The organism is Cellulomonas sp. P2_B4 (assembly GCF_056404795.1).
Genome location: NZ_JBFUDI010000083.1, coordinates 1 through 569, shown reverse-complemented (window position 1 = coordinate 569; position 569 = coordinate 1). Strand labels below are relative to the sequence as shown.

The following is a 569-nucleotide window of genomic DNA, read 5'->3' as shown; positions in this document are numbered from 1 at the left end:
GTACAGCGAGGTCCGGTCCATCACCAGCGCCTCGGCCAGCCGGCTCAGCGGCGTCTCCCCGCCGCGCGCGACGTGCCGCAGCACCGAGAATTGCGCGATCGTCATCCCCGTTCCGCTCAGCGCCTCGTCATAGACGCGCGACACGGCGCGCGCGGCCTTGCGCAGGGAGGTGCACGCGCACGGAGAATCGGAAGGGAGAGAGGTCACGCACATGATGTATATGCATCATGGTAGCCGGTCAACGGCGGGAATGAGCGGGCGGGCGGCCTGTCCAGCTCCCGCGAGCTGTGGCATCATCGACGGACTACCGGGGGAGCGCGAATGACCGATCGACCAGCCAGCATGCTGTGGCTCTATCTCCGCAGCGTTGCCGCCGTGCTCGCCGGCTTCGCCTTCATCGTGGTGACTCACACCGGCACCGACGAGATCATGCATGCCACCGGGATCATACCGCGCGGCGCGATGTGGAACCCGTGGCACAATCTCCTCGCCCTTGCCTATCGCTGCCTCTTCTCCGTCGCCGGCGGATTCGTCACCGCCTGGCTCGCCCCGCGCGCGCGGATGCGCCA

Annotated in this window: 2 protein-coding genes; one reads left to right on the top strand and one right to left on the bottom strand. The window is 68.0% G+C overall.

The features are described from left to right. A partial coding sequence (locus AC1DZC_RS20215; RefSeq protein WP_477044529.1) for a MarR family winged helix-turn-helix transcriptional regulator occupies window positions 1-207 on the bottom strand: 207 nt, incomplete at its 3' end. 114 nt (window positions 208-321) lie between these two features. Between AC1DZC_RS20215 and AC1DZC_RS20210 the strand changes: the two genes are divergently transcribed. Then, window positions 322-569 (top strand): hypothetical protein (locus AC1DZC_RS20210; RefSeq protein WP_477044528.1); only part of this gene is annotated, 248 nt, incomplete at its 3' end.